Genomic DNA, 21,178 nt, shown 5'->3' on the forward strand with positions numbered 1-21,178 from the left:
CAGACTAATGCCGCAACCACTTCAGCACACCTCGCCCGGCTGCCGCACCGGTCGCGAACGAGGCCTGGAGCAGATAGCCGCCGGTCGGCGCTTCCCAGTCCAGCATTTCCCCGGCGGCGAACACGCCCGGCAACCTGCGGATCATGTAGTCGCCGTCAAGCTCGCTGAACACAATTCCTCCAGCGGAGGAGATCGCGCGCGCGATCGGCGCGATGTCCGTCAGAGTGATCGGAACCGACTGGATAAACCCCGCAAGCGCTGGCGGCGGCATCGTTCCCGACTGCTGTCCAGAAGCGATCGCCGCTTCCTGCAATAGTCCGATTGCGACCGGCGCAAGGCCAGCGGCTTTGCGCAGCCAGTTAGACATGGACTGTTTTCCGCGCGGCACGTTCAACCGCACGGCGAGTCGATCCGTCGGTACATCAGGTCGGAGGTTGATGTGCAGAACGGCGTTCCCCGCAACGTTGATGTGTTCGCGCAGCATCGCCGAGAGGGCATAGATTCCTCCACCCTCGATGCCGTCACGCGTGATGAGCACCTCGCCGCGCACAGTGTGCGGACCGAACGACAGCGCAACGTTCTTCAGCGGTTGGCCTTCGAAGCGATCACGGAAGATGCCGCTCCATGCCACGGTGAACGCGCAGTTGGCCGGTCGCAGCAGTGACATGGCAATCCCTCTGGACGCGAGCTGTTCGACCCACGCGCCATCAGAGCCAAGTCGCGGCCAACTCGCGCCGCCAAGCGCCATGATCGTCGCATCTGCTGCCACCATGCGCTCGCCATCAGGCGTCCAAAACTTAAGGCGGTCGTCGTGGTCCCAGCCCATCCAGCGATGGCGCAGCTCCAGCGTCACGCCAAGAGCATCAAGCCGCTTAAGCCATGCACGCAACAGCGGAGACGCTTTGAGCACTTTCGGAAATACACGTCCGCTTGATCCGACGAAAGTCGGTTGTCCGAGATCGTCGGCCCATTTTCGCAGCGCCTCGGGCGTGAACGCGTCGATGGCCGGTTTGAGATAGGGTACGGCCGCGCCATAGCGCGCGAGGAATTGCGGCAGCGGCTCGCTGTGCGTCAGATTGAGGCCGCCGCGCCCCGCCATCAGAAACTTGCGGCCCGCCGACGGCATGGCGTCGAACACGGTCACGCGCACGCCCCCGCGCGCGAGAACTTCCGCAGCCATCAGGCCGGCGGGACCAGCGCCAACAATCGCAGCTTGGGTTTGGAGGACGTCACGCATCGAAAAAAGATGTGCCCTAGTTCCGCGCCGTCAGGAAAAGTACAGGAGAGCAAGCCAGTCGGCGGCAAGCGCCAACCGCTTCTCGCCCTCGATCTCGACGCTGACGGCCGTGCGCGACAGCAGTTCGCCGGGCTTGCGAAGCGTCGCCTCGGTGAGCGTGAAACGGCCCCTGACGCGCGATCCGGATTTGACCGGCGATATGAACCGGAGCCGGTCAAAGCCATAGTTCACCCGCATGGTCACACCGGCGACCGGCGGAATCACCTCATGCGACATGACGCTGAGCAGCGACATGGTCAGGAATCCATGCGCAACGGTCGTGCCGAACGCTGTTTCCTTGGCCCGCTCGGGGTCGACGTGGATAAACTGACGGTCTTCGATCACATCGGCATAGAGATCGATCCGCTTCTGGTCGATCAGGTGCCATGACGAAGCGCCGATCTCCTGACCGATCATTTGCCTGTAGGCTTCGAGCGAGACCGATGGTTGCTTCCAGACCTCGTTCACAGCTTACGTCTCCCCCGCTTTTGACCCGAGCTCTGAGCTCTCGAAGTTTTAGAAAGTCACCCTCACATCGTCATCGGCCACCCATGTTTTCCGCAAGGGCGCGGATATGCCGGATGATTCCGGAGAAATCGACCCCCCCGTTTCCGGCCGCATCGAACGCCTTGTAGATGTCCTGCGCGTGCTGTCCAAGCGGCGTCACCGCACCGGTAGATTTCGCCGCCTCCTGCGCAAGCGTCAGGTCTTTGAGCATCATCGCCGAGGCGAAGCCCGGCTTGTAGTCGTTATTCGCGGGCGAGGTCGGAACCAGCCCCGGTACCGGACAGTAGCTCGTGAGCGACCAGCACTGGCCCGACGCTGTCGAGGCGACATCGAACAGCGCTTGGCGAGACAGGCCGAGCTTTTCCGCAAGCACGAAGGCCTCGCCCACCGCGATCATTGAAACACCCAGGATCATGTTGTTGCAGATTTTGGCGGCCTGTCCCGCTCCGTCACGGCCGCAATGGATGATCTTCTTGCCCATCGCTTCAAGAAACGGCTTCGCCGCCTCGAAGGACTCAACTTCCCCGCCAGCCATGAAAGTCAGCGTCGCGTCGCGGGCGCCCGCGACGCCTCCCGAGACCGGCGCATCGACCGAATGCAGAGAAGCCCTGGCCGCCAGCATATGGACCCGCCGGGCGCTTTCGACATCGATGGTCGAACAGTCGATCATCAGCGCGCCCCTGGTAACCACGGGCATAACATCTGTCCAAACCGATACCACATGCCTCCCGATCGGCAGCATGGTGATGATGACGTCCGCGTTTGTCACCGCAGCCCTTGCGCTGCCTGCAATCGTCACGCCATTCGTTTTGGCCGCATCTCTCGACTCCGAAACGAGATCGAAACCGACCACCCTGTGGCCGGCCTTGACGAGATTGGCCGCCATGGGCTCACCCATGTTGCCGAGACCGATGAACGCAATGGCCGCCATGCTGCCTCCAGTCGAAGTTACTTGTTCTTATATCTAATTGAACACAAGTTCGTCCGCGCCGACATTCGCAAAATACGGCGCAATCATCTCCGGCGTAACCTCTTCGATCCTCGACGGCGACCACTTTGGATTTCGATCCTTGTCGATGATCGTAGCGCGAACGCCTTCGCGAAAATCGTCGCTCGTAAAGACTGCGAGCGCGGCACGATATTCTCGTGCAAGGCATTCCTCCAGCGTGGCCGAGGCGCGCGCAAGCCGCAGCAACTTTAACGTCACCATAAGGCCGCGTGGCGATTTCTCGCTGAGAGTCTTGAGGGTGGACCGCGCGAGTTCGGACCCGTCGCGTTGCAGCGCCGCCAGGATATTGTCCATTCGACCATGGGCGAACCATGCATCGATCCGCGGGCGGATTGACGCGACAGAACTGCCAGCGTCGCCATTCGTAAAGCCGGCGATCGTTGATTTCACGCGGGCTGAATCCGCACTAGCACCGAGATCGATCAGCGCCTCGCGCAACGCAGCAAGTTTTCGCGACGGCACAACCACATCGGCGAAGTCTGCGTAGATCGCATCCGGCCCGTTCATGTTCTGGCCGGTCAACCCGAAATAGGTCCCGATTTCACCAGGCGCACGCGACAACAGCCAGGTGCCGCCGACATCCGGAAAGAAGCCGAGACCGGTCTCCGGCATTGCGAGCCTGGTTCTCTCGGTGACGACGCGGTGCCCGCCATGCGCCGACAATCCGACGCCGCCGCCCATCACGATGCCATCCATGAAGGCGACATAGGGCTTTGGAAGTTTCGCAATCCGGGCATTGAGTAAGTATTCCTCGCGCCAGAACTCCTTGCCGAGATTGCCCCCGACATTCGCACTCTCCCAAAGCGAGCGGATATCGCCTCCCGCGCACAAGCCGCGCTCGCCGGCACCCTCAAGAAGAACCAAACCGACGGCAGGGTCTGCCTCGAACTGGTCCAGCGCCTTATGCATCTCGCGAAACATTTCCAGGGTGACGGCATTGATTGCCTTCGGACGATTGAGGCGAACGACGCCCACGCTCCCCTCGCGCCGTACGATCAGATCCGGCTCGTCTGCAAGACCCCTCATCGCGCACCCTCGATCAGCTTGCGTGACACGATCACGCGCATGATCTCGTTGGTGCCCTCGAGAATTTGATGGACGCGCAGATCGCGCACGATCTTCTCGATGCCGTACTCACTGAGATAGCCGTAACCGCCGTGGAGTTGCAGCGCTTGATTGGCGACATCGAATCCAACATCCGTGGTGAGCCGCTTTGCCATCGCGCACAGCATGGTGGCATCAGTATCCTCCCGATCCAGCGCGGAAGCCGCACGCCACAGAAACGTTCGTGCCGCTTCCAGCTCGGTCGCCATGTCGGCGACCTTGAATTGCAAGGCCTGGAATTCCTCGAGCCGCTTCCCGAAAGCCTGGCGCTCCTTCATGTAAACGAGCGTCTTGTCGAGCGCCGATTGCGCGCCACCGAGCGAACACGCGGCGATGTTCAGCCGTCCGCCGTCAAGTCCTGCCATCGCGATCTTGAACCCGACGCCCTCGTCGCCAAGACGGTTTACGACCGGCACCCGCGCGCGCTCGAAAATCACCGCCCGGGTGGGCTGCGCGTTCCATCCCATCTTGCGTTCGTTGACGCCGAACGAGACACCCGGCGTATCGCTTTCGACCACGAGCGTCGAGATACCGCCAGGCCCGTCGTCTCCGGTGCGCACCATCACGACGTAAAGGTCGCTGGCGCCGGCGCCCGATATGAACTGCTTCTGTCCGTCGACAACGTAATGATCGCCGTCACGCGTCGCGCGGGTCCGCAAGGCTGCCGCATCCGATCCCGCGGCAGGTTCAGTCAGACAATAGCTCGCCAGCAGCTCCATGGTGCAGAGTTTCGGCAACCATTTGAGCCGCTGCTCGTCCGAACCGTAGGCATCGATCATCCACGACGCCATGTTGTGGATCGAAATGAACGACGATACGGTGGGACAACCCTGCGCTAGCGCCTCGAAGATGAGCGCAGCATCAAGCCGGCTCAAGGCTGAGCCGCCGACATCATCCCTAATATAGATGCCGCCGATACCGAGCGCCGCTGCCTCCCGCATCGTCGCGACCGGAAAGTGCTTCTCCTCATCCCATTTGAGTGCGAACGGCGCGATCTTCTCAGCGGCGAAGTCGCGCGCCATATCGCGGACAGCGATCTGATCCTCAGTCAGCGCGAACTGCATACGTGATCCCTGCCGGTCACTTGCTGTGGAACGCGAACTGCGCCCCTTCCTTGACGCCGGAGGGCCAGCGCGAGGTGACGGTCTTGGTCTTGGTGTAGAACCGAATTGAATCCGGACCGTACTGATTAAGATCGCCGAAGCCCGAGCGCTTCCAGCCACCGAACGTATAGTAGGCGACCGGCACCGGGATCGGCACGTTGATGCCCACCATTCCCACCTGGACGCGGGAAGCGAACTCGCGCGCAGCGTCGCCATCGCGCGTGAAGATCGCCACGCCGTTGCCGTATTCGTGCTGCGACGGCAGAGCCACCGCTTCGTCAAAATCATTGACGCGCACCACCGAGAGCACGGGACCAAAAATCTCTTCCTTGTAGATCCGCATGTCCCTGGTGACGTTGTCGAATAGACAAGCACCCATGTAGAAGCCGTTCTCGTAGCCTTGCATTTTGAAGCGGCGACCATCGACCGCCAGCGTAGCGCCTTCCTTGACGCCAATCTCGACATAGTTCCTGACACGCTCCAGCGCCGACCTGGTGACGAGCGGACCGAAATCGGCGGATGCATCGGTGGACGGTCCGATCTTCAGGTTCTCCACGCGCGGGATTAGCTTCTCCATTAGCCGGTCGCCAGTTGTTTTGCCGACCGGCACCGCGACCGATACCGCCATGCAGCGCTCACCGGCTGCGCCATAGCCCGCCCCCACCAGCGCATCCACCGACTGATCCATATCAGCGTCAGGCATGATGATCATGTGATTCTTGGCGCCGCCAAAACATTGACACCGTTTGCCCGTCGCGGCAGCACGAGAATAAATATAATGCGCGACCGAGGAGGAGCCGACGAAGCCGATGGCCGCGATATCGGGATCGTCAAGAATGGCGTCGACCGCCTCCTTATCCCCGTTCACGACATTAAGAATGCCGGACGGCAAACCGGCCTCGAACATAAGTTCGGCCAGCCGCATCGGCACACCTGGATCGCGCTCGGAGGGTTTCAGAATGAAGGCGTTGCCACAGGCGATTGCCGGCGCAAACTTCCACATCGGAATCATCGCCGGGAAATTGAACGGCGTGATTCCGGCAACGACGCCGAGTGGCTGGCGCATCGAATAGCTGTCGATGCCGGGACCGGCGTTCTCGGTGAAACTGCCTTTCATCAACTCGGGAATGCCGATGGCGTATTCAACGACCTCCACGCCGCGGAAGATGTCGCCGTTGGCGTCGGGAATGGTCTTGCCATGTTCGCGGGCGAGCAGTTCCGCCATCGCATCATTGTCGCGCGCCACCAGTTCGAGAAACTTGATCAGCACGCGGATTCGGTGCTGCGGACTGGTCGCTGCCCAAGCCGGCTGCGCAGCCTTGGCATTCTCCACGGCCTCGCGCAATTCAGCTTTCGATGCCAATGCGACCCTGGCCTGCACCTCGCCCGTCATCGGCTGATACACGTCGGCGAAACGTTTCGATGCACCCTTGATATTCTTGCCGCCGATAAAGTGCCCGATGGTACGCATGCTCCCTCCCGGCTCGTTTGCAAGATTCCAGTCGTGACATCCTGATCCGTATATTCTTATTCGCTGCGCGTCTTGAACGATGCGCGCTTTAGAAACTATCGAACCGGCTCGAGGATCGAAACATAGTTCGCAACTGCCGTGCCACCCATGTTGAAGATGCCGGCGAGTTTGGCGCCTCTGATCTGCATGCCATCGGGTGCCTCGCCTGCGAGTTGCATTGCGCTCATCACATGCATGGAAACTCCGGTGGCGCCGATCGGATGGCCCTTGGCTTTCAGACCGCCCGACGGATTGATCGGCAACTTGCCATCCTTCTGCGTCCAGCCTTCCTTGATGGCGCGTGCCCCTTGCCCCCTGGGCGTCAGCCCCATGGCCTCATACTCGATCAGTTCGGCAATGGTGAAGCAATCGTGAGTCTCGACAAAAGAAAGATCGGACAGCGCAACGCCGGCCTTCGCCAGCGCCCGCTGCCAGGCCACCGTGCAACCCTCGAACTCGAGAATGTTGCGCCTCGACATCGGCAGGAAATCCTGCGCGTGGCCGGTCCCGCGGATGCTGATCGCCTTGCGCGCCGACTTGGCCATGTCAGCATCCATCAGCACCAACGCGGCCGCGCCATCCGAAACCAGCGAACAGTCGGTACGTTTCAGCGGCCCCGCCACGAACGGGTTCTTCTCGCTCTCGGAACGGCAGAAGTCGTAACCGAAATCCTTGCGCAGTTGCGCGTAAGGATTGGCGACGCCGTTCTTGTGGTTCTTCGCTGCGATCATCGCCAGCGCATCCGAAGCGTCTCCGTATTTCTGGAAATAGGCTTGCGCGATCTTGCCAAAAATGCCGGCAAAACCGCCGACGGTATCGCCATCTTCGGGAAGGTAGGAGGCGCGCAGCAGATTGCGGCCGATCTCCGGACCGGGCGTCCGCGTCATCTGCTCAACGCCGACCACCAGCACGATCCTCGCCGCACCGGACGCAATCGCGCGGACACCATGATGCACCGCCGCCGACCCGGTGGCGCAGGCATTCTCCACGCGCGTCGCCGGTTTGAAGCGGAGTTCTGGATCAGCTTGCAGGACGAGAGCCGCGGTAAAATCCTGTGGTGAGAAACCGGCATTGAAATGCCCGAGCAAGATCTCATCAACCTCGCCTGCGGAAACGCCTGCATCGGCCAATGCGTCGGTTGCCACCTTCACCACAAGACTTTCGACGGTCTCGGTGTCCAGTTTCCCGAACGGCGTATGCGCCCACCCCACAATGTTGGCGGTCATGGTCCTGCTCCCATGTGCTGGCCCGTATCTGTTTTAGAGCGGGATGCGAGCGGATCGTCACCACACACGCTCCTCTTCCCGCTCTGGTCTTATGCCGAGATATAGTCTGTCGGAAACGCGGGTTTCAGGGCGATAGTGGGATTTTTCACCCCAACATATGACTGACCATGCGTTCCCAGCTGGACAACGGGACAGAGCGGCGCCTTGCGAAACAAACCGGAAGCAACTCGGCGGAGCGATAATTCACGAACCTGCGCGCTTTATATGGCCGCGCACTCCATGTCCGTTCTCAACGGCACAACTAGACGGCTTTGAACCCGGCCACCGCAAGATTAAGATGACCGACTGAGCGATAACAGGATGATCAGCACCGTTCTTTATGAACGTTTCTTTGATCTTCCGTCCTTAGCTGCCGACCGCGCCTTCGAGTTCTTTGGAGCTGCGGAGCGCGCCTTATGCCCGTTCAGCTTTCTGCGACTGCCTCCGACGCCTGCGCGCTTTTCGGCCCTCGCCCGTGAATGCTTCTTTTCCTCGCGCGCCGCCGCACGCAACTTCTTGCGTTTCTTTTCACAGGAGTCGCACTTGCAGCCGATCGGCTTCAAATACTCCTTGAAGTAGTCGGTGCCGTAATCGTAGTTGATTTCCTCGCCGGGCGCGATGTCCTTGATGGCGCGAATATCGACGCGCCGCTTGATCTTGCGGACGTCCGACTCCGCATTCGGTTTGCAGGAGTGGTTGATATAGCGTGCGATGTTCTTGCGCAGCGAACCGTCGATGGTCCAGCGGCTGGTGATCTGGAAGAGATACTTGTTCTCGACCGCATCGTCCTTCTCTTTGTTGCAGTCGAGCAGCGGCCCGATATACCGGATGATCGTCGTGCCCTTCTTGATTGGTTTGGTGGCGAAGAGACCGAGCCCCGTGCGGGAGCGGCCAATACGATAAGGCTTGTTCAGAGATATGTCGGGCATGATGGGCTAAACTGAAATGCTCAATGATGATGTCAGGCTTCGTGGATACGTTAGTTTTGCATGATTCCGTAGCTATTGTCAGGTGGCTCCGTCCCTACGTGCTGATCTTCCATAACCGCAGATGGGTTTATCTTCGCCTTGGTTTCTGCAATAAGCAACTCGCGTTTAGAAGCGTGAACGACAGTTGGACTTTTCGAAATAAGGACGGAGCATTGTTAAAGGTGGAATTCTCCCGGATCAATGAGGCCAAAGCAGTCTTCGATGATATCTACATTCAGGACGACCCAAGATCGTATTTCTCGATCCTGGGCGATCTCGACTATATGATCACCGATGTAGCCGAGCCGGTTATCCGCCAGATACTATCCGCCAAGGCTTCTGTCAGCAAAGCCGAACCGGTCGTGCTCGATGTCGGCTGCTCATACGGCATCAACGCCGCCGTGCATCGTTTTCCGCTGACTTTCGGAGGTTTGCGCCACCGCTACGCCCGGCGCGAAGTAAAGGCAATCAGCCCCGAAGAGTTGATGCTGCTCGATCGCAACTTCTATGCGAGTTGGCCCGATCATGGCCTCGCCCGGTTTATCGGCCTTGATGTATCGGCGCCAGCAATTCGCTACGCGACGCGCGTCGGGCTTCTCGATCATGGCATCGTCGCCGACCTCGAAAACCAGCCGCTTTCCGCGGAAGACGCGCGCATTGTCCGCCCCGTCGACGTGATCCTGTCAACGGGATGCATCGGCTATGTCACCGAAAAGACATTCGGCAAGCTTCTCGGTGCGACTGAGAAGAAACCATGGATCATTTCCTTCGTGCTGCGAATGTTTCCTTATGACGCGCTTGCGACGACATTCGCACAGCGCGGCCTGGTAACGGAAAAGCTGAGCGGCGTGACTTTTGTCCAGCGCCGTTTTCGCGATGCCGAGGAGTTCGAGAGCAGCCTTACAACTCTCGCAGCCGCCCAAATCGACTCAACGGGGCTTGAATCCGAGGGTTTGTTTCACGCGGATTTGATCCTTTCCCGGCCGGAGGAAGATGCGCGCGCCGCTCCGCTGGAAGACATCGTAACCGTGGCCAGCGGCCGCGGCCGTCCGATCGCGCCGCGTTACGTTCACGTCGAGAGCGATGACGGCTTGCGAGTGACGCTGGAGCCGTAATCGGTGCGTCGCCTCGTGATCATCATGACAGGAATATGCCACCAGGCGCTGAGGAACAATTTCGCCGGCTCCAGTGCGAATCTATCCGCGCGTACCCACCAGCTTGATCGTTTTCCTCGGGAGATCGTTGAATGACAAGCCTGCGCCGCTGCCTCACCAGCCTTTATCTTGCCGCAGCAACGATGCTTGCCCCTTTACCGGCCCTAGCTGATCGCTGTGACGATCTGGCCGGACAACTTAAAAGTCAGATCGACGGCTTGCATGTCGGCAAGACCGCCGCCAACGCTATTTTCCTGTCGCATCCCGCGACCACGCAGTTGATCCTCGGTTGCCCTAATCGCAAGTTTACCAACGAACTGATCGCCGGCACGGATAGCCGCAAGCCGAAACCTGAGTTTTACGATCTGGTGGCGCGAGCCTCTGCCATTATCTTCACGATCCCGGTCGCCGATACGTTGAAAGGCGTCACCCGATGCATCAAGCGCATGGGCCTATTACACGGCGACGACGTACAGATGCGCTATCGGCGGCTGAACATGCATTGCACCCGCACCAAAACCAGCGCCGCCATCGCAGTATCCCGCGGCAACGACGAGTGACGAACCAACAATTTCCAACCTTTCCCGAAAAGGAACCAATTCTCTGCTTCCTGTCGCAGGTTCGCCGCGAAATGTGGTAATGTGGATGCATGGATGAAGAGCGCAACCTGATCCGCCGGTTGATGACCCAGAACACGGTGTGGATCGTTACACTGGGCATGCTGCTGTTCGTCCCCGCAGGCAGCGTGGACTGGCCTGCCGCCTGGCTGTTTCTCGCGACGCTCGGTATTCTCGGTATCATCGGTGGATTTTGGTTTGTGAAGATCAATCCCGGGCTGCTGACCGAACGCATGCGCCCAATGATTCAGAAGGACCAGCCGAAGGCGGACAAGGTCTTCATCCTGGTAATGGGGCTGGTCAGCATGATCTGGCTGATCGTCATGGGCCTCGATCAACGTTATCGGTGGTCGGGCATGAGTGCCGGATTTCAGGTTCTCGGCTTCGTGCTGTTCATGCTGTCGCTCGCTATTTCGTTCTGGGCGATGCGGGAGAACGCATTCGCCGCGCCGGTGGTGAAGATACAGGCCGAGCGCGGACATCAAGTGATCCGCACAGGCCCCTACGCGCTTGTCAGGCATCCGATGTATAGCGGGGCGATCTTCTTTTTCCTCGGGGTTTCGCTGCTGCTGGGATCATGGTGGGGCGCTACAATCACGCCGATCTTCATCGGGCTGTTCGCAGGGCGTGTGGTGATCGAGGAAAGCACCCTGCTCGCCGGCTTGCCGAACTATCGGGATTACACCGAGCAAGTCCGCTACCGATTGTTGCCCGGAATCTGGTAGTCTGATCCGTTCGCTCTGGACCGGAGAGCCAAATGCCCGACGTGAAAACATACACCGGCGGCTGTCATTGCGGTCAGGTGCGCTTCGAGTGCACAACAGATCTTGCCATGGTGACCGCATGTAACTGCTCGATCTGCACCAAGAAGGGACTGCACATCACCTTTCTTGCGCCACAAGATTTTCAGCTCAGGGCGGGCGAAGATAATCTCAAGGAGTACCTGTTCAACAAGCACGTGATCCGGCATCAGCTTTGCATCGACTGCGGTGTTGAGGTATTCGCGCGCGGCAAAAAGCCGGACGGGACTGAAGTGGTCGCTCTCAATGTGAGTTGCATCGACGGTCTCGATCTGTCCCGTCTTACATTGACACCGATCGATGGACGCAGCCTCTGAAACGCTGCACGTTTGCTACAACGGTTTCGAGCGAAGTAGCTTCCGGTTCGCGTGAAACGTGCCCAAGCCCAGGCCCTTCGTTCAACGCAAACAAAAAGACGCCACGAGGTTATCGCGGCGCCTTCTTTTGAATGATCGTCCTGACCGGTCAGGTCTGCTGGATCGCCGATAACTCCCATTTTCCTCCGCTCCGACGCGCGAACGTCCAGACGTCGGTCGCCTCCTGCGGCTGGTCGCTGCCCTCGACGATGCGGCCGCTGGCGCGCTCGATGGTCTTGTCGATCAACGAGTAACGCAGCGCCACCGTGGCATAATCGGTAACTCCTTCGCGCCAAGCTTCTGCGAGATCGCCCTGCAGAAGCTTGACGTCCGACACCTTGTTGACGACGCCACGGGCGTCGTTGGCCCGGAGATCTTCGGTGAAATATGACACCATTTCCGGCGTTGCCAGCGTGTGCAGGGTGTTGACGTTCTCGTTCGACCACGCGGCCTGGATTTCTCCGAGCAGGCGCTCAAAAGCTTCGTAGTCGGACGGCGTGATTTCCAGCGGCGCGGCGCTGGACATCGAACCGAAACCGAGACCGCTGCGGGCGTTCGTTTGAGCAGCAGCCGGCCCAGGCGCCGGTCCGGCATACGCAGGCGCATTACGCCGCTGCCACCACGACATCGCAAAGCGGACAACGAGATAGATCAGGCCGATCTGAAGCACCAGGCCGATGATGGACGACAGGCCTCCAAGGCCGCCGAACAGGCCGCCGCCGAACAGCAAACCCAATAGTCCCGCACCGAGGAAGCCGGCAGCGAGACCGCCGAGCATACCCATGCCCGGCCGGTTAAAACGGCCAGTAGCCGCAGCACCGGCGGCCGGACGGCCGGGCTGGCTCATCGTGCGATCGAGCGGACGCGCCGCGTTCGGCGCGGTATTGGTGACCGGCGGCGCGGAGAAGGTCCGCGAGCCGCGCGATCCATAGCTGCTGCCTCCGCCGACGCGCGCGTCCGCTGCAGAGACCGCTAACATCAAGGGAAGCGCCAACGACAGGACGACGGCAAAAGCCTTCATCGCGCCGGACGCCCACTTAGCCAATTTCATAAGTTGTTCCTTTTTCTTTCGGCAGGATCTGGCCCTTAAAATGGGTAGCCCCGGTCAAAAGAAAAGTCTTATCGAGTCACAAAGCTGCGGCCCACCGTCGCGGCAACGTCTGGTAAGCTGAATTCATTATTTCGACGCCAGGTCGAGAAAATGCCGCCCTGCTTTGTCTTCGATTTCAACGATCCAGGCATCCGGATCGAATCGAACTTCTCTCTCCAGGCGCTCATCGACCGCCTGCTCGGCGATGGGCTCGGCTGAAGACGGAGCGAATACACGCTCAATGGGACGGCTGTCATCGTATACGGCCTGCGGCGCAGGGCCGTAAAGCATCGCATTGCCGTCGAGAAACGCCAGTTTAACGAAGACAGCGCCGGCCTCATCAGCTCCCCGGCGGCATACCGCTCCGAAAACGCCCTCGGACTGGCAACGGCGCAGGTAGGCGGCGACCCAAATGCTCGATTTCAAACGCATGAGGATGACGATAAGCCGTTCGCGAGAGCGGCGCTAGGGCGTGTGCTCATGAACTCGAACGACCGGCGGACTGTCCGCCTATGCACGCAACCGACTCAAGTCCGACATCGCGTCAGTCCGAAAGGGGCCAATAGCGTTCATTAAGTTACGCATATCACGCGGTTCCAGATCGATCTCAGCGCAATCCCAAGTAAAAGCCAGTTGCGATGAATATCTGGATGAAAATCGTCGCCAAACTTCTTTTGAACCCTGTAAGCGACGGGTAGACGTTTGAGAGATAGACTGCTGAAGACACGAGGTAGATGGCAGCGGCCATCCCAATAACCACGAGGAGATTTGGGCCCTCAGGGTCATTGAAGAATGCAAACATTGTCCTCGAACATGCGACGGCTGTAATCGCCAGAATCAGCAAAGAACTATTTTTGAAGTTAACATGCATGGGGTCGCGTCCCCCGTTTTTGCGCATTGATACGATCATACCGTAGCCGAGGCTATGGCACGAACGCCAAGAGGATGACCGCTTTGGATCAGTTGCAGACGGTCCCATGCCGGTCAGGCTGTGTCTGCTCTACTTCTTACAAGCGGACGATCCCGGATTTATGAATACACGTCCTGGTTCGACCTTCCACGCACCGTTTGTTTCCTTCCGAGAGCTCTGCTAAAGCGCGGCATAATCCCTGAAAACCTCAAGGATCGTCGATGATTCCTCGTTACACCCGTCCGGAAATGGCTTCGATCTGGGAGCCGCAGACCCGTTTCAAGATCTGGTTCGAGATCGAGGCTCACGCGGCGGACGCCCAGGCCGAACTCGGGGTGATCCCTAAGCAAGCTGCTGAAACCATCTGGGCCAAAGCCAAGGATGCGACGTTCAATGTGGAGCGCATCGACGAGATCGAGCGCGAAACCAGGCACGACGTCATTGCCTTCCTCACTCACCTTGCTGAAATTGTCGGTCCCGAGGCGCGCTTCGTGCATCAGGGCATGACGTCATCGGACGTGCTCGACACATGCTTCAACGTACAACTCACCCGCGCTGCCGACATCCTGATCGCCGACATCGATAAGCTGCTCGGGGCGCTGAAGACCCGCGCGTTTGAACACAAGATGACGCCGACCATCGGCCGTTCGCACGGTATTCACGCCGAGCCCGTGACCTTCGGGCTCAAGCTCGCTTACGCCTATGCGGAGTTCACACGCGCCAAGGAACGCCTGACCGCGGCCCGCAAGGAGATCGCGACCTGCGCGATCTCAGGCGCGGTCGGCACCTTCGCCCAGATCGATCCGCGCGTGGAGGAACACGTTGCCCGAGCGATGGGATTAACCCCCGAGCCGGTGTCGACGCAGGTGATCCCGCGTGACCGCCACGCGATGTTTTTCGCCACGCTGGGCGTCATCGCCTCCTCGATGGAACGGCTCGCTATCGAAATCCGCCATCTGCAACGCACCGAGGTGCTGGAGGCCGAGGAGTTCTTCTCCGAGGGGCAGAAGGGGTCGTCAGCGATGCCGCACAAGCGCAACCCCGTGCTGACCGAGAACATCACCGGGCTTGCCCGCATGGTGCGCGGCTATGTGACACCGGCCCTGGAGAACGTCGCCCTCTGGCACGAGCGCGACATCTCGCACTCCTCGGCCGAACGCATGATCGGCCCGGACGCCACCGTGACGCTGGACTTTGCGCTCAACCGTCTCGCAAGCGTCATCGACAAGCTGTTGATCTATCCCGCCACCATGCAAAAGAACCTCGACCGGCTTGGCGGGCTTGTGCATTCGCAGCGTGTGCTGATCGCGCTCACCCAAAAAGGCGCGAGCCGCGAAGATGCCTACAAGCTGGTTCAGCGGAATGCCATGCCGGTGTGGCGCGGCGAAGGCGACTTCCAGGCGCTTTTGAAGAACGATGCCGATGTGACGAAATATCTCACCGCCGCTGAGATCGCCGAGCAGTTCGACCTCAACTATCACCTCAAGCACGTCGATACGATCTTCAAACGGGTGTTCGGAAGTGCGTGAGCGTGCCGCAATCCTCTATCGTAAGCGCGCCAGATATTGCCCCGAGCTCGAAGAAGCGAGCCTTGTCGCGCCTCTCGTAGACGCGGCATGAGCCGTCTTGGTGTCGATCGAAGCCGGTTTGTGCAGTCAGCGTTCGGGCTATACCGCTCAGAAACGCTAACGCCGCGTTAACCCTGACAACCCTAAGGTTTATTCATACCGACTGTTGGTCGACCCGCGGACCGATCGATTTATGGCGTTGGCGCAGAAAATCTCGAACCTGCCGGTTGAGCGCCGGCGATTTCAGCGGGTCAAGATTCACCTGCTGGGTCGCTATATGCTGCCGGATCGGCGCGAATTCCCCTGCCAGGTTATCAACATGTCCCCCGGCGGGCTGGCCATGCTGGCCCCCGGTATCGGCAACGTCGGTGACCGGGTCATCGTCTATCTCGACCACATCGGCCGGGTCGAAGGCAAAATTACCCGGATTATCGACAGCGGGTTCGCCATGAGCGTCAGCGCGACCCCACGCAAACGAGACAAGCTGGCGTCGCAACTCACCTGGCTCGCCAATCGCGACATCCTCAATCTTCCGGAAGATCGCCGCCACGAACGCATCGTGCCGCGCAACCCCATCGCGACACTCACACTTGAAGACGGCACAAGGCTGACTTGCCGGATCATCGACCTTTCGATGTCGGGGGCCGCCGTCTCGGCCGAAAAGCGCCCCCCGCTACAGTCCAAGGTCGCACTCGGCAAGGTGCTCGCCCGCGTTGTCCGCAATCTGGAAGAAGGCTTCGCGCTCGAGTTCATTCACGAGCAACATCCCGATACTCTGGAAGCCAGCGTCAGCGGCCGGTAAACGCCATTCTCGGGATTTAATTCTCGGTACTTCCTTTTTTCTCCAGCCAGTGCCCAGTCATGAAAGGAAGGCTTCGCGCTCGAGTTCATTTCACGAGCAACATCCCGACTCTCGAAGATAACGTCACCGCCCGGTAAACGGCCATTCTCGCAAACCCCCGCCTTGCGATCCTCGTTGTCCGCTTCTGCCACGGCAGAAGCCCGCGATCTCAGGGTTAACGGCAGGCGCGTTCCGATGCGAAAAACCGCGATTCAATCGGGTTTCAATCGCTAATATCTAAAATTTGAATCGATGATGATCGCTAAAATTTGAGTCAATTTCGATTCAAGTACGGATTCAATTAGCGGCGAACTTTACTCGCATTTGCATCGAATGCACTTTGAGCATTTAGCGCCGGCGCAAATCCTTTGTGCGAAATGTGGTCCCAACAAGAAACGGGGGCCACAATGCTCAACAGGGGTCAGGGAATGGGACTGGCGGTGGTTGGCGCCATCCTGTGGGGAATGGCAACGCCAGCGGGGGCCGCGGAAGCAGAAAAGCTCTATGCGAGTCTCGGCGACACCACTCGGGCGCCGATCGGTTGGGTTGAATTCTGCAGCGACAATCCGAAGGAATGCCACGCCGGCGCAACGCAGCCGCGTGATATCGTCTTAACGCCTGACGCCTGGCGCGATCTCCTGAAGGTCAACCGCTGGGTCAACGAAACCGTCAAACCGATGACGGACAAGGATCATTGGGGCGTCGTCGAAAAGTGGTCGCTTCCCACCGACGGCCACGGGGATTGCGAAGACTACGTCCTGTTGAAGCGCAAGATGCTGATCGACGCTGGGTGGCCGCGTGAGGCGTTGCTGGTCACGGTGGTCCGCGACAAGCAGGGCGATGGCCATGCCGTCCTGACCGTTAAAACAGACAAGGGGGAGTTCATTCTCGACAATCAGAATGAAGACGTCCTGGCCTGGATGAAGACCGGCTACCGCTTCATGAAACGACAATCGCAAAGCGACCCCGATGTCTGGGTTGCGCTGGACGATAACCACCCGGCGGTCGCGACGGCCAGTTCTCGATAAACAACAATAAGAGACCCGCGACCCGGTCATACCCCTCCCCGTCCCCAGACCGGCTCGCGCGCGGCCAGCCTTCCCCCAAAAGGCTGGCCGCACCCCTTTTTAAGGAAAGCTTCAGCGCACCCTATAAGGCCAAGAACGGTTCTGTGCGCTACCGCGCGACGGCCGCGCGAAGCGGCTCAGCCTTTCAGGCCGAGCAGCTCGACGTCAAAAATCAACGTTGCATTGGGCGGAATGACACCACCAGCGCCGCGCGCTCCGTAACCGAGCTCCGGCGGAATGATCAGCGTGCGCTTGCCGCCGACCTTCATAGAGGCGACGCCTTCGTCCCAGCCTGCGATCACGCGACGCTTTCCGATTGGAAACTCGAAGGGCTCGTTGCGGTCCACCGAACTGTCGAACTTGTCACCTTTTTGCCCGTCCTTATAGAGCCAGCCGGTGTAATGCATGATGCAAACCTGGCCCGGCTGAGGCGAAGGGCCCTCCCCAACTTTGGTGTCCGTGATCTGCAAACCCGATGCTGTTGTCATGGTTTTCTCCGCGGTTTGGGCCGCTGCTGTGGCCGGAGCATCGATCAGAACGATTCCGCCCGACGCAATCGCAATTGCAAATGTCAAAACGCCCGCACATCGAAACGCCCGCATCGCTGCATTTCTCCAGCCTGTTATCGGCGCCCACATCTAGCCCAAGGAATAGGCGACGACCACGGCTTTTTGCAACTTTCGTCAGCGGGTTCCACCGAGGATTTCAGCCGATTCGCTTCAGGCCCTTTCCGAAGCGCAGGCCGTTCGCGGCGTAGAATTTCGCGCCGCTTCCCATCGCCTCGATCTCGGAAGGTTTAAGCGTGCGGGTCACGCGCGCCGGCGCGCCGACAATGAGAGAGTACTCCGCAAACTGCTTGCCTTCGGTAATGAGCGCGCCCGCGCCGACGATGCAGCCGCGACCGACCCGCGCGCCGTTCATGACGATCGAACCCATACCGATCAGCGCACCATTTTCGATGGTGCAGCCGTGCAGAATAACGTTATGGCCGATCGTGCAGTTGCTTCCTATCGTCAGCGGAAATCCCTCGTCGGTATGGCAGGTGCATCCGTCCTGAACGTTGGACCCCTCTCCAACTTCGATCCATTCGTTATCGCCGCGCAGCACCGCACCGAACCACACGCTCGCATTGTCGCGGAGGCGAACCCTGCCGATTACCGCGGCGGTTTCGGCGATGAAATAGCGCCCGCTTTCCGGCAGGTCGGGCACTTGCCCATCGAGTTCGTAAATCGCCATTACGCCTCCTGCCAGCTAGCGGCGACAATGCCACGGCGGCGCTTAGGCGAGCAACCCGACCGCCTTCAGCGTCATGACCACGCAGGTGCCAGACATCAGGCTCCAGAAACCCGCGATCACGGTCGCCATCATGACGAACTCAAAACGGCGCCGCTCGATGCGTCGTCCGCGAAGTGTATTGCGCATGATGATGAAGGGCGCAGCGAAGACCAGGAATGGAACCGCAGCAAATGCCCTGGCAACAACACCCTGCTGTAGCAATCCGAAGCCGGCGGGGCGTTTGACAAATGCCTGATAGCCACTGGCGAGCGCGCCTGCGATGGCGAATCCGATGCACAGGGAAAAGAAGGAATTCAACGTATCCGGCGACATCGAAAAGGGCATCCGTTCACGATTACGGCGTTCCCTCCTTCGCAAAATGCCGCTTGCCTCGCCACCTTATCCTTAAGAAAGGGTTAACGCGACGCACGCGTACCAACCTTGCGCGCCGGCACAGTACGGCTGACCTCGCATGCAAACTCCACATTGCGTGGCATAGTCGCGGCTGATTCGTCCTTTCGGAAATGTCTGTCGCATGGCCATGCTGTCGTCCGCCCCGCGCCGGTCGCGCGGGAAACCGCCGGCCGGTCATCTGATCCCGCTACTCGCAGCCGTGATGATCGCGATGCCCGCGATCACTGCAGTCGCCTATTTGTTGTGGCCAACCTGGACTCCCAAAGTGCCTGACAACAATGAGCGATTGCCGGTCAGCATCGGGCAAACCGTGTTCAATGTGCCGAAGCACGCCTTCCGTGTGAAAATTCAGAGACATTCGGGGCCGCAGGAGCGCATCGATCTGAATTTCCTTTATCCTTCGCTGGCAACGCCGGATGCGCCGAGACATGTCACCGCCGAGACCGTCGAAGATGGACCGCAGCCGATCGACCGCGTCTTCCTGTCGATTGCCGCCCATCACGATTCGCTGGCACCCGATATCCTCGTGCGTACCATCTATCCGCGTTATCTTGATGCTACTCACACACCGTCTCAGGACGGACTATCGATACGTGCATTCCGCGACGGAACGCCGTATGCGGGCGAAGATCTACTCATAGCGCAGACGCCCGCGCTAGTGGCGCGATGTACCCGCGATGCTATGACGCCGGGCATGTGCCTGAGCGAACGCCGGATCGGAAGCGCCGACCTGACGTTCCGCTTTCCACGGCAATGGCTAACAGAATGGCGCGACGTTGCCGGTGGGATGGAGCAGCTCGTGCAGCAACTACACCCGCTGCAAAACTAGCTTCGACAATTAACCGACGTCGGCCAAATCCTCCTCAAGAATAGCCATCTGAAACTGAAACGAGCGATCGTCGTCCTCGTCATCGACGAATAGCACGCCAATAAACTCCTCGCCGATATAGACCTCGGCCGAGTCGTCCTTCTTTGGACGCGGCACCACTCGAATCCTGGGGTTGCCGAACACACGCTTGAGGTAGGCGTCGAGTTTCCTGACTTCCTGAACGTTCACGGCAGTCTCCAGATGTGAGGGTTCGCAGGGTTCTAGAGTCTCATTCAACTCCGCAGAGTTCTGACTCCGGGGTCCGATCAGCTGCGTTGAATAAACTTTGCTTTAAATCTTTCGATTGAGCACGATCTTGTCCGAAACCGGTTTCCACTTTGCGCTGGCGCGGCCTTTCGGGTTGGAATCATTGCTCTCGCCGTATCCTTTTAATCACGCATTATCTCGTCCGAAAATCGATTCCTATTTTCGGGTCGTCGGTGTTTGCAGCCAAGTTCGCCGCTGCACTGCGCCCCCGCGAACTTCAGATTCGAAAGAACGCTGGCAAGCTTATGATTCTGGTGTCGCATTCAGCATCTGGTTCATCGTGCGCGAGGGCTCCGAGCAGCCGGCCGGACCGACCGTTCTGGCTGGGACGCCTGCGACGGTGACATTGTGCGGCACCGGTTTCACGACGACCGATCCGGCCGCGATGCGCGCGCAATGTCCGACCTCAATGTTGCCAAGGATTTTCGCGCCGGCGCCGATCATTACGCCGTGGCGGATCTTCGGATGGCGGTCCTCATTTTCCTTGCCGGTACCACCGAGCGTCACGCCATGCAGGATCGACACGTCGTCCTCAATGACCGCGGTCTCACCGACGACGAAGCCGGTCGCATGATCGAGGAAAATTCCACGGCCGATTTTGGCGGCGGGATTGATGTCGACCTGGAACACCGAGGAAGAACGGCTCTGCAGGTAATAAGCAAAATCCTTGCGGCCTTTCTTTTGGAGCCAGTGCGCGAGGCGGTGGGTCTGGATGGCATGAAAGCCTTTGAAGTAGAGCAGCGGATCGATGAACCGCGACGTCGCGGGGTCGCGGTCGAACACCGCCACCAGATCGGCGCGGAACGCGTTGCCGATATCGGGATCGTCGCGGAGCGCCTCATCGAAGGTCTGGCGGATCAGGTCGCCTGACAAGGCCGAATGGTCCAGCCGCCCTGCGACGCGATGCACCACCGCAGCCTCAAGCCGATCATGATGAAGAACGGACGAATAGATAAAGGCCGCCAGCTCAGGTTCGCGGCGAACGATGTCTTCGGCCTCGCTGCGGATGCGATCCCAGATCGGATCGAGCGCAGCAAGTTTCGGATTCTGCGAATTGACGTGCTGGATCGCCATGGTCGTCTCGCAACCTCGATTTTGCCCCGCAGTTTAACATGTTGCGGGGTCGTTGTCCTTGATGTTCAGAGAATATTCATTTAGCCCGTCTAGGGTTAACCGATCTAAGGGCTTGAATCTTCGTACTATATTCGG

The 21,178-nt window shown here is 59.5% G+C and carries 23 protein-coding genes; 8 read left to right on the forward strand and 15 right to left on the reverse strand.

What is annotated here, in order from left to right:
* Positions 1 to 4: 4 nt before the first annotated feature.
* The 8 genes from B2M20_RS11395 to B2M20_RS11430 all read right to left on the reverse strand — a co-directional run bounded on the left by B2M20_RS11395 (position 5) and on the right by B2M20_RS11430 (position 8,703).
* Positions 5 to 1,237, reverse strand: coding sequence for a BaiN/RdsA family NAD(P)/FAD-dependent oxidoreductase (locus B2M20_RS11395; RefSeq protein WP_079447156.1), 1,233 nt, complete (start codon positions 1,235 to 1,237; stop codon positions 5 to 7).
* 30 nt (positions 1,238 to 1,267) lie between these two features.
* Positions 1,268 to 1,744 (reverse strand): MaoC family dehydratase, encoded by a 477-nt coding sequence (locus B2M20_RS11400; RefSeq protein WP_079447157.1) that lies wholly within the window; start codon positions 1,742 to 1,744, stop codon positions 1,268 to 1,270.
* 70 nt (positions 1,745 to 1,814) lie between these two features.
* Positions 1,815 to 2,714, reverse strand: coding sequence for a 3-hydroxyisobutyrate dehydrogenase (gene mmsB / locus B2M20_RS11405; protein WP_079447158.1), 900 nt, complete (start codon positions 2,712 to 2,714; stop codon positions 1,815 to 1,817).
* 33 nt (positions 2,715 to 2,747) lie between these two features.
* Positions 2,748 to 3,818 (reverse strand): enoyl-CoA hydratase/isomerase family protein, encoded by a 1,071-nt coding sequence (locus B2M20_RS11410; protein WP_079447159.1) that lies wholly within the window; start codon positions 3,816 to 3,818, stop codon positions 2,748 to 2,750.
* The gene (locus B2M20_RS11415; RefSeq protein WP_079447160.1) at positions 3,815 to 4,960 is read right to left on the reverse strand and encodes an isobutyryl-CoA dehydrogenase; all 1,146 of its coding nucleotides are present in this window, start codon (positions 4,958 to 4,960) and stop codon (positions 3,815 to 3,817) included. The genes B2M20_RS11410 and B2M20_RS11415 overlap by 4 nt, the downstream gene beginning before the upstream one ends.
* 16 nt (positions 4,961 to 4,976) lie before the next feature.
* A complete protein-coding gene (locus B2M20_RS11420; RefSeq protein WP_079447161.1) occupies positions 4,977 to 6,470 on the reverse strand; it encodes a CoA-acylating methylmalonate-semialdehyde dehydrogenase in 1,494 nt (497 codons plus the stop codon).
* A 95-nt stretch (positions 6,471 to 6,565) separates the two neighbouring features.
* Positions 6,566 to 7,735 (reverse strand): acetyl-CoA acetyltransferase, encoded by a 1,170-nt coding sequence (locus B2M20_RS11425; RefSeq protein ID WP_079447162.1) that lies wholly within the window; start codon positions 7,733 to 7,735, stop codon positions 6,566 to 6,568.
* A gap of 377 nt (positions 7,736 to 8,112) precedes the next feature.
* A complete protein-coding gene (locus B2M20_RS11430; RefSeq protein WP_079447163.1) occupies positions 8,113 to 8,703 on the reverse strand; it encodes an SET domain-containing protein in 591 nt (196 codons plus the stop codon).
* Between the two features lie 221 nt (positions 8,704 to 8,924).
* Here B2M20_RS11430 and B2M20_RS11435 point away from each other — a divergent pair, with 221 nt between their 5' ends.
* The 4 genes from B2M20_RS11435 to B2M20_RS11450 all read left to right on the forward strand — a co-directional run bounded on the left by B2M20_RS11435 (position 8,925) and on the right by B2M20_RS11450 (position 11,630).
* Positions 8,925 to 9,857, forward strand: a complete 933-nt coding sequence (locus tag B2M20_RS11435; RefSeq protein ID WP_087881169.1) for a class I SAM-dependent methyltransferase — start codon at positions 8,925 to 8,927, stop codon at positions 9,855 to 9,857.
* Between the two features lie 131 nt (positions 9,858 to 9,988).
* The gene (locus tag B2M20_RS11440; protein WP_079447164.1) at positions 9,989 to 10,456 is read left to right on the forward strand and encodes a hypothetical protein; all 468 of its coding nucleotides are present in this window, start codon (positions 9,989 to 9,991) and stop codon (positions 10,454 to 10,456) included.
* Positions 10,457 to 10,545: 89 nt separating this feature from the next.
* Positions 10,546 to 11,238, forward strand: coding sequence for a methyltransferase family protein (locus B2M20_RS11445; protein WP_079447165.1), 693 nt, complete (start codon positions 10,546 to 10,548; stop codon positions 11,236 to 11,238).
* A 32-nt stretch (positions 11,239 to 11,270) separates the two neighbouring features.
* The gene (locus tag B2M20_RS11450; RefSeq protein ID WP_079447166.1) at positions 11,271 to 11,630 is read left to right on the forward strand and encodes a GFA family protein; all 360 of its coding nucleotides are present in this window, start codon (positions 11,271 to 11,273) and stop codon (positions 11,628 to 11,630) included.
* A gap of 148 nt (positions 11,631 to 11,778) precedes the next feature.
* On the opposite strand, the gene B2M20_RS11455 is transcribed toward B2M20_RS11450, so the two are convergent.
* Entirely contained in the window at positions 11,779 to 12,720 is a 942-nt protein-coding gene (locus B2M20_RS11455) for a Tim44 domain-containing protein (RefSeq protein ID WP_079447167.1), read from the reverse strand.
* A gap of 126 nt (positions 12,721 to 12,846) precedes the next feature.
* On the reverse strand, positions 12,847 to 13,191 hold the full coding sequence (locus B2M20_RS11460; protein WP_079447168.1) for a DUF1491 family protein: 345 nt from the start codon (positions 13,189 to 13,191) through the stop codon (positions 12,847 to 12,849).
* Positions 13,192 to 13,890: 699 nt separating this feature from the next.
* On the opposite strand from B2M20_RS11460, the gene purB reads away from it, so the two are divergent.
* From purB to B2M20_RS11480, 3 genes are all read left to right on the forward strand, one after another.
* Positions 13,891 to 15,198: an adenylosuccinate lyase gene (purB, locus tag B2M20_RS11470; protein WP_079447170.1), complete on the forward strand. Its 1,308-nt coding sequence runs from the start codon at positions 13,891 to 13,893 to the stop codon at positions 15,196 to 15,198.
* Positions 15,199 to 15,430: 232 nt separating this feature from the next.
* Positions 15,431 to 16,039 (forward strand): PilZ domain-containing protein, encoded by a 609-nt coding sequence (locus B2M20_RS11475; protein ID WP_079447171.1) that lies wholly within the window; start codon positions 15,431 to 15,433, stop codon positions 16,037 to 16,039.
* A 446-nt stretch (positions 16,040 to 16,485) separates the two neighbouring features.
* Positions 16,486 to 17,106: a transglutaminase-like cysteine peptidase gene (locus B2M20_RS11480; protein WP_079447172.1), complete on the forward strand. Its 621-nt coding sequence runs from the start codon at positions 16,486 to 16,488 to the stop codon at positions 17,104 to 17,106.
* Between the two features lie 176 nt (positions 17,107 to 17,282).
* Here B2M20_RS11480 and B2M20_RS11485 read toward each other — a convergent pair whose 3' ends face one another.
* From B2M20_RS11485 to B2M20_RS11495, 3 genes are all read right to left on the reverse strand, one after another.
* The gene (locus B2M20_RS11485) at positions 17,283 to 17,747 is read right to left on the reverse strand and encodes an FKBP-type peptidyl-prolyl cis-trans isomerase (protein ID WP_079447173.1); all 465 of its coding nucleotides are present in this window, start codon (positions 17,745 to 17,747) and stop codon (positions 17,283 to 17,285) included.
* Between the two features lie 103 nt (positions 17,748 to 17,850).
* On the reverse strand, positions 17,851 to 18,381 hold the full coding sequence (locus tag B2M20_RS11490) for a gamma carbonic anhydrase family protein (RefSeq protein ID WP_079447174.1): 531 nt from the start codon (positions 18,379 to 18,381) through the stop codon (positions 17,851 to 17,853).
* A gap of 42 nt (positions 18,382 to 18,423) precedes the next feature.
* Entirely contained in the window at positions 18,424 to 18,753 is a 330-nt protein-coding gene (locus tag B2M20_RS11495; protein WP_079447199.1) for a DUF6949 family protein, read from the reverse strand.
* A gap of 202 nt (positions 18,754 to 18,955) precedes the next feature.
* Here B2M20_RS11495 and B2M20_RS11500 point away from each other — a divergent pair, with 202 nt between their 5' ends.
* Positions 18,956 to 19,663, forward strand: a complete 708-nt coding sequence (locus B2M20_RS11500) for a hypothetical protein (protein WP_079447175.1) — start codon at positions 18,956 to 18,958, stop codon at positions 19,661 to 19,663.
* A gap of 9 nt (positions 19,664 to 19,672) precedes the next feature.
* Here the strand turns inward: B2M20_RS11500 and B2M20_RS11505 are convergent, their stop codons facing one another.
* Entirely contained in the window at positions 19,673 to 19,891 is a 219-nt protein-coding gene (locus B2M20_RS11505) for a DUF3126 family protein (RefSeq protein ID WP_079447176.1), read from the reverse strand.
* Between the two features lie 321 nt (positions 19,892 to 20,212).
* Positions 20,213 to 21,043 carry a serine O-acetyltransferase gene (cysE, locus tag B2M20_RS11510; protein ID WP_079447178.1) on the reverse strand — a complete coding sequence of 277 codons (831 nt, stop codon included), beginning with the start codon at positions 21,041 to 21,043 and terminating at the stop codon, positions 20,213 to 20,215.
* Between the last annotated feature and the right edge of the window lie 135 nt (positions 21,044 to 21,178).

Source organism: Nitrobacter vulgaris (assembly GCF_002028545.1).
Taxonomy (GTDB): Bacteria; Pseudomonadota; Alphaproteobacteria; order Rhizobiales; family Xanthobacteraceae; genus Nitrobacter; species Nitrobacter vulgaris.